The organism is Actinomyces sp. SKVG-SVH-4(1) (genome assembly GCF_048514265.1).
GTDB classification, from domain to species: Bacteria; Actinomycetota; Actinomycetes; order Actinomycetales; family Actinomycetaceae; genus Actinomyces; species Actinomyces oris.
Genome location: NZ_JBGEVE010000019.1, coordinates 32,815 through 45,091, shown reverse-complemented (window position 1 = coordinate 45,091; position 12,277 = coordinate 32,815). Strand labels below are relative to the sequence as shown.

11 protein-coding genes and 1 pseudogene are annotated in these 12,277 nt (G+C 67.2%); 4 read left to right on the top strand and 8 right to left on the bottom strand.

What is annotated here, in order from left to right; all coding sequences use genetic code 11:
• Positions 1-168: 168 nt before the first annotated feature.
• On the bottom strand, positions 169-996 hold the full coding sequence (locus tag AB7V09_RS12195) for a class I SAM-dependent methyltransferase (protein WP_419143917.1): 828 nt from the start codon (positions 994-996) through the stop codon (positions 169-171).
• Between the two features lie 172 nt (positions 997-1,168).
• Entirely contained in the window at positions 1,169-1,528 is a 360-nt protein-coding gene (locus AB7V09_RS12190; RefSeq protein WP_070510617.1) for a MerR family transcriptional regulator, read from the bottom strand.
• A 104-nt stretch (positions 1,529-1,632) separates the two neighbouring features.
• On the opposite strand from AB7V09_RS12190, the gene AB7V09_RS12185 reads away from it, so the two are divergent.
• Positions 1,633-2,787, top strand: coding sequence for an MFS transporter (locus AB7V09_RS12185; protein WP_419143916.1), 1,155 nt, complete (start codon positions 1,633-1,635; stop codon positions 2,785-2,787).
• Between the two features lie 175 nt (positions 2,788-2,962).
• Here AB7V09_RS12185 and AB7V09_RS12180 read toward each other — a convergent pair whose 3' ends face one another.
• Together AB7V09_RS12180 and AB7V09_RS12175 are read right to left on the bottom strand one after the other, a co-directional pair.
• Positions 2,963-3,448, bottom strand: coding sequence for a helix-turn-helix transcriptional regulator (locus AB7V09_RS12180; RefSeq protein ID WP_419143921.1), 486 nt, complete (start codon positions 3,446-3,448; stop codon positions 2,963-2,965).
• A 180-nt stretch (positions 3,449-3,628) separates the two neighbouring features.
• Positions 3,629-3,688 (bottom strand): annotated as a pseudogene (locus AB7V09_RS12175) (hypothetical protein); the annotation flags it as partial.
• A 146-nt stretch (positions 3,689-3,834) separates the two neighbouring features.
• Between AB7V09_RS12175 and AB7V09_RS12170 the strand changes: the two are divergent.
• The 3 genes from AB7V09_RS12170 to AB7V09_RS12160 all read left to right on the top strand — a co-directional run bounded on the left by AB7V09_RS12170 (position 3,835) and on the right by AB7V09_RS12160 (position 5,455).
• Entirely contained in the window at positions 3,835-4,236 is a 402-nt protein-coding gene (locus AB7V09_RS12170; RefSeq protein ID WP_419143915.1) for a VOC family protein, read from the top strand.
• A gap of 56 nt (positions 4,237-4,292) precedes the next feature.
• Positions 4,293-5,141, top strand: a complete 849-nt coding sequence (locus AB7V09_RS12165) for a VOC family protein (protein WP_419143914.1) — start codon at positions 4,293-4,295, stop codon at positions 5,139-5,141.
• 65 nt (positions 5,142-5,206) lie between these two features.
• Positions 5,207-5,455, top strand: coding sequence for a ribbon-helix-helix domain-containing protein (locus AB7V09_RS12160; RefSeq protein ID WP_419143913.1), 249 nt, complete (start codon positions 5,207-5,209; stop codon positions 5,453-5,455).
• Between the two features lie 394 nt (positions 5,456-5,849).
• Here the strand turns inward: AB7V09_RS12160 and AB7V09_RS12155 are convergent, their stop codons facing one another.
• From AB7V09_RS12155 to AB7V09_RS12140, 4 genes are all read right to left on the bottom strand, one after another.
• Positions 5,850-7,271: a citrate synthase gene (locus tag AB7V09_RS12155; protein WP_009407442.1), complete on the bottom strand. Its 1,422-nt coding sequence runs from the start codon at positions 7,269-7,271 to the stop codon at positions 5,850-5,852.
• A 275-nt stretch (positions 7,272-7,546) separates the two neighbouring features.
• The gene (gene dapC / locus AB7V09_RS12150) at positions 7,547-8,755 is read right to left on the bottom strand and encodes a succinyldiaminopimelate transaminase (protein WP_419143912.1); all 1,209 of its coding nucleotides are present in this window, start codon (positions 8,753-8,755) and stop codon (positions 7,547-7,549) included.
• 54 nt (positions 8,756-8,809) lie between these two features.
• Complete coding sequence (gene fdxA, locus AB7V09_RS12145) at positions 8,810-9,160, bottom strand: ferredoxin (RefSeq protein ID WP_009394099.1); 351 nt, start codon at positions 9,158-9,160, stop codon at positions 8,810-8,812.
• A gap of 287 nt (positions 9,161-9,447) precedes the next feature.
• On the bottom strand, positions 9,448-12,276 hold the full coding sequence (locus tag AB7V09_RS12140; protein WP_419143911.1) for a VanW family protein: 2,829 nt from the start codon (positions 12,274-12,276) through the stop codon (positions 9,448-9,450).
• Between the last annotated feature and the right edge of the window lies 1 nt (position 12,277).

Sequence of the window (12,277 nt, the reverse complement as noted above, 5' to 3'; positions counted from 1 at the left end):
CTCTACAATCACCACCGACCCCACACCGCCACCCAAGGCCACCCACCCATCACCCGCCTAACCAACCTCCCCGATCATTACACTTAGGTCGCGCGTTCGCACCCTTGACCCCTCGAACGCGCGACCTGAGGTACGACCGCGACGTCGACGACCGGCGAGAAGCGGGGCTCAGGACTCGGGCTTGTGGGCCACGAGGGCTATGCCGACCATGTCCTTCTCGTAGCACTTGAAGGTGGCGGCCATCTCCTGGACGCGCCGGCGCAGCGCCTTGTCGGCGGCGACGTTGCGGGCGATCCGTAGGAAGCCGCCCAGGCCCTCGTCGCGGATGTTGCGGCCGACCTTGAGCAGGGCCATGGGGGCGGTGTCGACCCAGTCGACGACGAGTCCGGCCCCTTCCATGAGCTCCTTCCAGGATGCCACCGTCATGGGGCGGGCGTTGACGTGGATGGAGCGGGCCAGGTCGCGGCGCAGCTGGGTGTAGTAGTCCTCGTCGATGTCGTCGGGAGTGACGCCGAGCTCGTGGATGGCGTAGCGCCCGCCGGGGCGCAGGACGCGGGCGGCCTCGGCGACGATGGCGGCCTTGCCCTTGTCCCCCTGCATGGTGAGCATGGCCTCGCCGACAACGACGTCGGCGCTGGCCTCGTCCAGGCCGGTGTCGGCGGCCTCGCCCTGGCGGACGGCACCGAGGTCCCCGACGACGGCGGCCACGCGCCGGGCGGCGTCGGGGTCGCGGTCGATGGCCGTGTAGGAGGCGGGGTGATCCTTGATGATCTCGGCGGCGGTGCGCCCCAGGCCCGGGGCGAGCTCGACGACGTCGGCGCCGGCGAGGCCGGCGCGGCTGAGCATGGCGGCGGACAGGGCGGCGCCGCCAGGACGCAGGACGCGCTTGCCGGCGCGGGCCAGGACCCAGTGGCCGGGGGCTGAGGCGATAGGGCGGTCGGCATGAGGCAGAGGCAGGTCGGTCGAGGCGGCAGAGGCAGCAGGCTTCTTGCTCATAAGGCCAGCCTAACCACAGTGGTTGCGGTTCGGACAGAGTTCGCCGTCGATGACTCTGCAACGCGAGTAGGACTCCCCGACAGCTCAGGCCTCAGAAGATAAACGCCAGCGTGGCAGCCAAGTTCGGCTCGCGCCCGCCAAGTAAGACACCAGCACGCAACTATATGGCGGGCTAGGCAGATGCGACGTCTTGAAGGTTGTCGAGGAGGCTCCTGATGACCTCGGCGCCGCTCGCGAGCGCGTCAATCTGTTCTTCGACGTCGCGGAGCCGACGGCGCAGCTCGGGCGCGACCGAGGGGCACGCCCTCAACGCACCGCTTTCTGTGGCACATGGCAGCACCGTCCTGATGAGCGAGAGGGGCAAGCCGGCGTGGGACAGCGCGACGATCTGGCGGGCGGCGAGAACCTCTCCAGCACCGTAGTCGCGATAGCCGTTGTCACGACGCACGGGCGCCAGCAGCCCCTCAGCCTCGTAGTAGCGCAGCATCCGTGGACTGGTCCCAGCATGCCGGGCAGCTTCGTTGATGCGCATACGCCCCTCGTCGATCAACTTACTGGACCGCGCCAGCATCTCTTGACATTGACAGCACTGTCAAGGCTTAGCGTTGAGGCGCTCTCAACGGACTGGAGGACGTTATGGACCGAAAACTTTCACTACTCGGGTTCGCGGTCATGTTCCTGATCGGTTCGGACACCTTCGTCGTCGCACCACTACTGCCATCGCTTGCCAAGACATACGACGTGTCGACGACGCAGAGCGGCTGGCTGGTCAGCATCTATGCGATCGGATACGCGCTCACCGGCCTGGTGTCCGGACCAATCTCGGACCGAGGTAACCGCCGGATCATCCTTACGCTTGGGATGGTGGTTTTCGCATTGGCAACAGTCGCCTGTGCAGTTTCGTCGAGGTTCTGGACAATGTTCACCTTCCGTTTTGTCACTGGCGGTGCGGCGGCCGTTGCTGCACCGCAGGTGTGGGCGATGATTCCCACCCTCGTCGGCCCGGATCAGAAGCGCATTCTGCGCGTCATGGGATATACGACCGCCGGACTGTCCATCGCTCAGGTTGTCGGGGTCCCTCTCGGAAGTCTCCTCGCAATCATAGACTGGCGCATTGTCTTCCCCATCATCGGGGTCTGTTCGTTGGGGCTAACAGTCACGCTCTGGTACCAGATCCCTGATATCCACCCGACCGCGGCGGCTAAGAAGGTGCCATACCTGACCCTGCTCCACGCGCCGCAGGCGATCACACGATTCCTGTCCTACCTCGTGTACACGCTGGCGTTCTTCACCGTATTCACCTACGCACCGACCTGGTTGGAGGACGGCCTGGGCACGTCGAAGGTCACCGTGGCGCTCATCATCCTGGCCGGCGGGGTCGGCAACACGATCGGCAGCCTTTTCGGCGTCCGACTGACCGGCCGTATGACCCCCACCCAAGCCATCTACCTGAGCGCCGTAGCGATGGGCATCGCCTATCTGACGCTCGCCATGTCTCCACCTCCGATCGTTGTGGGGTTGGTATTCCTGCCCCTCTTCGCCTGCGGAGGCGCAATGCTCAGCGTCCGCATGCTCCATCTGCAGCAACTTGACAGCACAGCGCGCGGCACCATCTCCACCCTCACTAGCGCCGTGATGTACCTCGGTACAACGGTGGCAGGGATTATCGGCGGCCCACTGCTCACTCTCACCGGCAACTTCACCGCTATCGGCATCACCGCATTCTTACTGAGCACCTTCAGCGCGCTAATGATCCGTCCAAGCCATCTCAGAACTCAGGTCGATGTCTGACACCGATTCATCATTGTGCGGAACCGTGATGCGCAACCAGTTCTGAGCCGATACGGGCGAGTTCAGACCGCAGGCAAGGTGGTGACAAGACGTCGATGCGGTCACCCCACCCCGCAAGCCTCTCAGCCAATCCGACTAGCATGTGGGCGCGAACTTCAACAACGCTCACGTCACCCTACTCAAGGAGAGTGAAATACCTTCCGAACTGGTAACGCAGCACAGGAACGATCGATGAGTGCACCCGCAGCACCGCAGCAACCCCGGACCGCTTTCCCTCAATGACGTCCGCTTGAGCATCCCAATAGGCGGCGACATCAAAATTTTTCGGAGGGTCGAACACCTCATTCGTCACGACCACCTCATCAAACCGCGATACTCGATATATCCGCATCCCACATTCACCATCAGCGATGAGGTACCAGACACCTACCTTATTCACCAGCCCCAGGGGAAGCAGACGCCGAACACTACACTCCCCATTTTTTGACTGATAGGAGGCAACCACCACTCGGCGCTGGGCGACGACATCACAAAGTTGGCTTAGGCCCGACGTTGCATCAGCCGTCAACTCACCCCAGGCAACACGGTCATCATGAACTGCCGTCATCAACCGTTCAGCCTCATCACGCAGAGAAGACGGTAAGGCCTGGATAAGCTTCATCGTGGGCACCCGAGTTTCCGGGTCCTTCAGTGCCGCCGTTCCTAGCATCCGCGACAGCGCTCGCGCCTCGCCCGCAGACATACCAGTCAGATCAGTTCGAGCACCTCCGACAAGGCGCCAGCCACCACCTCGCCCCGGCTGTGAGTAGACCGGGATTCCCGCCGTCGAGAGGGCTTCGAGGTCTCGTCTGGCAGTAGCTGGCGAGATCTCGAGCTCCGCGGCCACCTGGGAGGCAGTCATCCTCCCACGCGATTGGAGGAGCAACAGGAGGGCGATCAGACGGTCTGCACGCACACTAAAGATCATCTCAGACAATGGTGCGCACCGGATGAGCACTTTCAGTTCTAGGTTGGGTGCCACAAGGCATCTCACCGAAAGGACACGCCATGACCATCCTGCAGGGACTCACCACGATGGTTCTTACCGCTGATGACGTCGACGCCGCCTCTCGCTGGTACGCAGACCTGCTGGGCATCACTCCGTATTACCGCAGTCCACAAACCGGCCCTTGCGCCTACACCGAGTTCCGCATCGGTCCGGACGAGGACGAACTGGGCATCATGGATCGCTCCTTGATGACACCGTCCCCGGGTTCGACAACATCACCCATCACCTACTGGCACACCGACGATATTCACACGACGTTCACCACCCTCGTTGCGCATGGGGCACGTACTCACACTCCCACCACCTCACGCGGAGGCGGGTTCACAACAGCATCTATCGTTGATCCGTTCGGGAACACGGTCGGCATCATGCACAGTCCTCACTGGAGGGCGCGCCACTAGAGATGGGGGCCACAACACTTCAGCGGCCCCAACACATGTCACGCTACGGTGTTCACATGGACCAGCTCATCACTCCCGCCATCCGGTGCAACGGCAACGCCGATGAGGCAGCCCAGTTCTACGCCGACGTCTTCCGCGAGGGCTCCCTCGTCGAGCAGGTGCCCGGGTACGCGGCCACAGTCAGCATCCACGGGTTCCGTCTCTCGCTCATCAACGGCGGGGACCAGTACGCCCCGAACCCGTCGATCAGCTGCATCCTGAACTTCGACCCGCTCCTGTTCGGCGGCGAGGAGCAGGCCCGGGCCTACCTCGATGAGCTCTATGAGCATCTCTCCGCCGGCGGTGTGCTCACGGAGCTGGGCGAGTACCCCTTCTCGCCGCGCTACGCCTGGGTTCGCGACCGCTTCGGCATGACCTGGCAGCTCATGCTCACCGACCCGGCCGGCGAGCCGCGCCCCTTCATCCTGCCCTCCTTCATGTTCGGCGGCACCAACCACGCCAACGCCGATGAGGCCACCGAGGCCTGGATCGCTCTGTTCGACGACGCCCATCGCGGGGCCCTGTACCGCTACGAGGAGGGCGGGCCGATGGAGGCGGGAACGGTGATGTTCACCGACTTCACGCTGCGCGGCATCTGGATGACGGCCATGGACTCGGAGGCCTTCCACGACTTCACCTTCACACCCGGGGTCTCCATGATCGTCTCCTGCCGGGACCAGGAGGAGATCGACCGCTACTGGGCGGGACTGTCGGCTGTGCCCGAGGCCGAGCGCTGCGGTTGGTGCGTCGACCGTTGGGGCGTCTCCTGGCAGGTCGTCTCCCACAACATCGCCGAGCTCATGGCCGACTCCGCCACACGCGAGAAGCTCCTGCACATGGGCAAGATCGACCTGGACGGCCTGTAGGCCACCGAGCTCACCACGACGGTCTCGACGACGTTCAGGCAGGTATTTCGTATTACACTTGTCGCATGGAAACCATTGATGGCGTGCCAGTCACCGACGAGACGATCCAGGAGTGGGCTGACGAAGCGGAACGTGGATACGACGTCGAAGTGCTGAAGAAGCGAGGACGCCGTCCCATCGGGAATGGTGCGGCGCGAGTCGTCCCAGTCCGCATGGACGACAGTCTGGTAGCCGCGGTCGACCAACGTGCTGAGAAGGACGGCACCAGCCGCTCCGAGATCATCCGCTCAGCCGTACGAGCCTTTGTCGCGTGATCGACTGACGCCCAGCAGACCAGGGGCCCACCTCACCTCTGCAACAGACATCCTGATTCGATGGAGGGCCAGGCAGCCCCTCGTGATGCGGTGGAGTACTGCCCGGTGGTGACCTTCGTGCCGACCGGAAGTCCCCTGTTCACCCTCGGTTACAGCCGTCCGATCTACGAGCAGTTGGTGGCATCCCACGAGCGGATGATCGACGACGTACTTTTGCGTCGGGGACGTACTTGTCCCCCAAACCACTGCGGGCGGACCTCAGTGGTTTGGGGGAGAACGCAGTCGTCGTCGGGAATGTACGTTCCCGAACCGCACCGCCCGGCCCCAGACAACCGGCCACAGACAATCAGCCCTGGGCAACCGGCGTGGCCCGTGAACCTCAGACCCTGGTGACTCAGACCCTCGTGACGCGGTCGAGGCTGGGGACACCGGCGCGGGTGGCCGGGTACTGGCCGTCGTCGTGCTTGCGCCGGTGCATGGCCACGTAGTGGCGCTCGGTGGAGCCGTCGTAAACCTGTCGGGGCCGTCCAATGCGCTTGGCGGGATCGGCGATCATCTCGCGGTACTGGGCGATCCAGCCCGGCAGGCGCCCCAGGGCGAACAGGGGCGTGAACATCTTCGTGGGGAAGCCCATCGCCTGGTAAATGAGGCCGGTGTAGAAGTCGACGTTCGGGTAGAGGCTACGCGAGACGAAGTACTCGTCGCGCAGCGCCGTCTCCTCCAGCTCCATGGCGATCTCGAGCTTGCGGTCGCCGTCGTCGGAGCCCAGGCGGGTCAGGACATCGTGGGCGGTCTCCTTGACGATGGCGGCGCGCGGGTCGTAGTTCTTGTAGACCCGGTGGCCGAAGCCCATGAGCCGCACGCCGTCCTCCTTGTCCTTGACCTTGCGGACGAACTCGGCCGTGCTCATCCCCGAGCTCTGGATAGTGTCCAGCATCCGCAGGACCGCCTCGTTCGCGCCGCCGTGCAGCGGCCCGGACAGAGCGCCCACGCCCGCGGCCACGGATGCGTACATGTTGGCGTCGGCCGATCCCACGAGGCGCACGGTGGAGGTCGAGCAGTTCTGCTCGTGGTCGGCGTGCAGGATGAGCAGCATGTCCAGGGCCCGCACCACGGCAGGGTCGATCTCATAGGACTGGTAGGGCATCCCGAAGGTCAGGCGGATGAAGTCCTCGACGTAAGAGCGCTGCGGGTCGGGGTAGAGCAGCGGCAGGCCGATGGCGCGCCGGGCGATGTAGCTAATCATCGTGGGCATCTTGGCCAGCAGCAGCACGGTGGCGAGCTCGCGCTCGTAGGGGTCGTGCGGGTCGAGGGTGTCCTCGTAGTAGGTGGCCAGGCCCGCGATCCCGGCCTGGAGGATCGCCATCGGGTGGCCAGAGGAGGGGAAGGAGGTGAAGAAGCCACGGAAGTCCTCATGCAGGAGCCGGTGGCGCGAGATGCGCCGCTCCATGCGCGCGAAGGACTCACGGTCGGGCAGCTCACCGTTGATGAGGAGGTAGGCGACCTCCAGGAAGGTCGAGGACTTGGCCAGCTCCTCGATCGGGTAGCCGCGGTAGCGCAGAATCCCGGCAGCGCCGTCGATGTAGGTGATCTGCGAGGTGCACGACGCCGTGTTGGTGAAGCCCGGGTCGAGCGTCACCACGCCGGTGGAGCCCAGCAGCTTGGACACGCCCAGGCCGTCGGCGCCGTCGGTCGCCGGGGTGCGCGGCAGCTCGAGGTTGGTGCCGTCAACGGCCAGCAGGCCAGGACCGCCGACGGCGCTGGGCCGGCTCTGCTCGGGCTGCTCGGCCGCGGGGGTGGTGGGGGTGCTCGTCATCATGCCTCCTGGGGCTCGGGGCCGCACGCATCGCGACGGCGAGACCTGGGCCCACGGGGTTCCGGCGGGCCCAGCGCCCACTGTACGGGGTGCGCCGTCACGGCGTCGTTTCATGGACCCACCGCGGACGACCGGATCGGCCGATCAGCCCGGATCAGCCCGCCGGGGCAGCAGCCGGATACCCACCCATGCTTGATAAACTTATCAAGCACGGCGGCGGCTGATAAGTTTATCAAGGCGCTGGTCAGCGGCTGATTCGGCCGGCTGTTCCAGTCTCAGCCGGCGAAGAGGGCGGCAGCCTCGGGCGAGCGCAGGCGTGCGGCGGCGGCGGCCACTCGCGCGTCGGTGTCGGTCAGGCTCATGCGCACCCGCCCGGCCCCGGCCTCGCCGTAGAAGTCGCCGGGGGCCACGACGATCCCGAGCTCGGCGAAGGCCCCCACGAGCTCGTAGGCGCTCATCGACTCAGGCCCCCGGAGCCACAGGTACAGGCCGGCCACGGAGGCCGGGTCGTTGACGAGCCCGGCGGCGGCGGTCGCCTCGACGAGAACCTCGCGGCGCTCCCGGTAGACCTCCTTCTGCACCTCCATGTGCGCCTCGTCGCCAAGGGCGGCCACGAGGGCGGCCTGCACTGGAGTCGGCATGAGCATGCCGGTGTGCTTGCGCACCTCGGTGACGGCGCCCACGAGCCCCGCGTCACCGGCGAGGAAGGCCGCCCGGTAGCCGGCCAGGTTGGACTGCTTGGACAGGGAGTACAGGGCGAGCAGGCCGCTTCGTCCTGCCTCCCCTCCGACCCGGGGGTCCAGGAGGCTCGGGATCGGCCGGGCGTCCCACGGCGACTCCCAGCCGAGCTCGGCATAGCACTCGTCGGAGATGACGACGGCGCCCCGCGCCCTGGCCCAGGCGACGATCCGGGCCATCTGCTCGACGCTCAGGACGTGCCCGTCGGGGTTGCCGGGGCTGTTGAGCCAGACGATCGCCACGGGCGCGTACTCGGCAATGCCCCAGGTGGCGGGGTCGGCATCGGTGTCCACGGGCACGGGAGTGGCCCCCACGAGGCGGGCGCCGACGTCGTAGGTGGGGTAGGCGGCACGCGGGTGCAGGACGAGGTCGCCGGGGTGCACCCCCAGGTGAAGCGGCAGCAGGGCCACGGACTCCTTGGAGCCGATGGTGGGGATGACCTCGTCATCGCCCAGGCCGGCCACGCCCCGACGTCGTTCCATCCACTCGGTGATGGCGGCACGCACCACGGGGGCGCCGACCGCCGTCGGGTAGCCGGGGGCGTTGGCCGCCGAGAACAGGGCGTTGCGGGCGATCTCCGGGGTGGGGTCGACGGGCGTGCCGACCGCCAGGTCGACGACACCGCCGGGGTGCTGGGCGGCCCGCTCCCGGTAGGGGGTCAGCGAGTCCCAGGGGAAGTCGGGCAGGGCGAGTCGGCGGGGCAGGTGGAGGCTGGGGAGGGTCTCAGGTGTCGCGCTGGTGGTCACGGGCCCTGATTCTCCCTCACGGGCCGGGGGCGTCTCCACCCCCGGCCCGTCGGCTCAGTAGCCGTTGGCCTCTTTCCACTCCTCGTTCTGCGGGGGCAGGGCGGCGATCATGGGGTCGTCGTAGTCCAGCGCGCCGGTCCTCTGGGCGCCGCCGGGCGAGCCGAGTCCCTTGAGCTCGAAGAAGTCGATGTTGGCGCGGGTGTAGTCCTCCCACTCCTCGGGAACATCGTCCTCGTAGAAGATCGCCTCGGTGGGGCAGACGGGCTCGCAGGCGCCGCAGTCGACGCACTCGTCGGCGTTGATGTAGAGGCTGCGTTCACCTTCGTAGATGCAGTCGACGGGACACTCGTCGACGCAGGCACGGTCCTTGACGTCGACGCAGGGCTGGGCAATGACGTACGTCATAGCAGCAGTGTCCTTTCTTCTCAGGGGAATCCTCCCGCGCGGGTGAGCGGGGTCGGGCCAAGTATGGTCCCCCAGTGCCCGTCGGCCCAAGAGGTGAGAGAGTGGCCGTCAGCACGCCGAAAACTCAGGGTTGCCACACCGCGATTACGTCACTGCCGCGGCGCGAATGTCACAGGTAACACCGCCCTAGGAGCGCCGAGAAAGGCCTCAGTGTCCATGGCGCTGACATCAACCCCGCACCGGCTCTGCGCCCCGGCAGGGCTCCAGGCTCTTCCGGGGCGCCCCGGTCAGGAGCAGACGATGTCGTTGTCGGCGGCGTACTGGGTGGTGAGCACGTCGTCGGGCAGGGCCTTGCCGTCGTGCTTGCGGGTGCGGGTGACGGTGATGTCGAAGCCGGGGTTGCCACCCGAGTAGGGCTCGCAGCCGGGGCCGGACTTGCGCTCGGTGGACACCGGGCGGAAGTTGAACCGGTCCGAGGAGGTGATCGACACGTCGTAGTACTTCGTGGACCACATCCGCACGTGGATCTGCTCGCCGTCCAGCCAGGCCTGGACCAACACCGCGTGGGACGTGGAGTTCGTGAACTTCACGTCGAGCTTGCCGGTCCACAAGGTGGCCTCGCGTCCGGCCGGGTAGCGGTCGAAGTAGTACTGGTGGGCGTGGTGCTCGGTGTCGTCCATACCGGCCTCGAAGCCGGCGTTGAAGACGGTGGTGGCCACCTGGCTCAGCCCGCCGCCCAGGGAGTCGACGTGCTGCCCGTTGGAGATGACTCCGGCATCGGCGAAGCCGTGCTCGTAGTCGACCTCGCCGAGGGTCTTCTCCAGGGAGAAGACCTCGCCGGGCTTGACGACGGTGCCGTTGACGAGCTCGGCCCCGCGGGTGAGGTTCTGGGTGCGCGGCGCGTCCCCGGCGTTGTACGGGGTGGCGAACTCGCCGATCGCCTCGCTGATGCCCCACTCGTTCTGAGGCGTCTTCACCGTCGGCTCGGACACGACCATCGGCAGGGTCACGGTCCGGCCGGCGACGTCGGTGGCGGAGGTGCCGGCCTTGAGCAGGCTCGCGGACAGGGCGGCGGTGTCGATGGTCTTCCCCTGAGCGGCGGGGACGTACTGGGGACGAGCCCCCGGGGCGCCGGTGGCGGAGCCGTCGATCTTCCAGGTCGCGTTCTGGGCGGGGGTCTCGACCTGGCCGACTCTGGCGACGATGGCGTCGCGCAGCGCGGTCGGGTCGAAGGTGGCGCTCAAGGTGCCGCCCTCGGAGGAGATCTTCAGCATCTCAGCGGTGTCCTGCGGGGAGAAGGCCGCGGCCGCACCAGGGTTCTTGCTCTGCGCGCCGGCGCCGGCCGTGTTCACGGTCAGTCCGCTGGAGAGCAGCGGCGTGAGGGTGCCGTCAACGAACTCGGAGGCCTCCTCGTCGGTGATGGCGGGGGTCGCGGTGCCCTCGGCCATGGCGAGGGTCTTCTTCCCCAGGGGCCAGGTGCCGCCGATCCGCTTGAGAGAGGCCTCGACGTCGAGTCCGATGCCGTTGCTCGCGGGCGTGGTGACCGGCTTGGTGCCATCCAGGGTCACGGTCGCCGAGACCGCACCATTGGCCATCGTGTCGACCCGGTCCTCCAGGGCGCCGCGTAGCGCCGTGGAATCGACCCGGATGACGGCGTCAGTGTGCTGGCCGCCGAGGCGCTGAGCCAGGGTGAGGGGGTTGAGGGTGAATCCGGTGAGCTTCTTGACCGAGGCGTCGGTGTCGACCGAGATTCCCGACTTGGCGGGCACGAGCTCGGAGCTTCCCTGCCCGACGGTGAGGGTGACGGGCTGGGCGAGCTGGTCGCCGACTCCCTTGCCGATGCGCTCGTGGGCCTTCTTGGGGCTCAGGCCGGAGACATCGACGCCGGAGACGGTGGTGCCAGAGGCGATGTGCTGGGTGGTCCACCAGGCGATGCCGCCCCAGGCCAGCAGCAGGGCCGCAGCCCCGGCGGCGCAGGCAGCGGGGATGAGGCGCCGACGGCGCGAGGAGCCCGACCCGACTGCTGCGCTGTTGGTCTTCTTCGCAACGTTCTGGGCCTTGGCGGGCTTGTGCGTCGTCGCGGCCGCGGCCAGGGTCCCGGGGACGGCTGTGGGGGCGGCGTTGTCCCCCACCAGATCGGCATCGCCCTTAGTGGGCTCAGCGGCTCGGGCGGCGTCGACGGCGGGCGTGGACTGCTCGGGCGCCGAGGGTGACGCCCCGGACAGGCTCTTCGGTGTGATTGACGGCGGCATGTCGCCGGAATCGGGGCTCCATGCGGTGCCCCGCCGGGTCTCTGCAGACGCATCGGCGCCGGCCGACTCATAGGGCGAGAGGGCCTCAGCAGGGGTGGCCGCCTCGTCGACGACGCGCATCGATGCCGGCGTCGCCACCGGTTCGGCGGCTTCAGTGGCGGGAGCCTTCTCCTCAGCCTGCTCGACGACGGCCGGAGCCACCTCAGACTCCTCGGAGTGCTCGACGGACTCAGCCGGCTCAACAGGCACAGCGGACTCGGCAGGCGCAGCAGGCTGGGCCGCCTCGGCCACCTCCGCGGGCTTCACAGCCTCGACCGTCCCAGCTGGCTCCCCCTCCTGGGCCTCGGCGCCGGGCTCCTCAGCCGGCTCAACCGGTTCGGCAGTCTCCACCGGATCGTCCTGGGACTCGTCGTCGAGGTTGAGGGTCGGGGTGCCATCGGCGTCCCCGCCCTCAGCGGAGTCGCCCTCGGCCGTCCCATCCTCGGGCCGCTCGACGGCCGGAACCTCCTCGGCCTGCTCGATGGACTCGGCCGACTCGGCCACCTCCGCGGGCTTCACTGCCTCGACAGCCTCCTGAGGCTCGTGGGCCTCAGCGCCGGGCTCCTCGTCCGGATCGTCCTGGGACTCCTCGTCGAGGTTGAGGGTCGGGGTGTCATCGGCGTCTCCGCCCTCAGCGGATTCGGCCGCGGCCGGCCTGCCCTCAGGCTGCTCGGCGGCGGGAGCCTCCTCAGACTCCTCGACCGCCGCAGCATCCTCGGCCTGCTCAACGGACTCGGCCGGCGCAGCAGCCTCAACGGACTCGACGGCGTCGGCTGCGGCCTCGGGGGCAGCAGGCTTCTCCCCGCGGTTGACGGACTGGCTCATG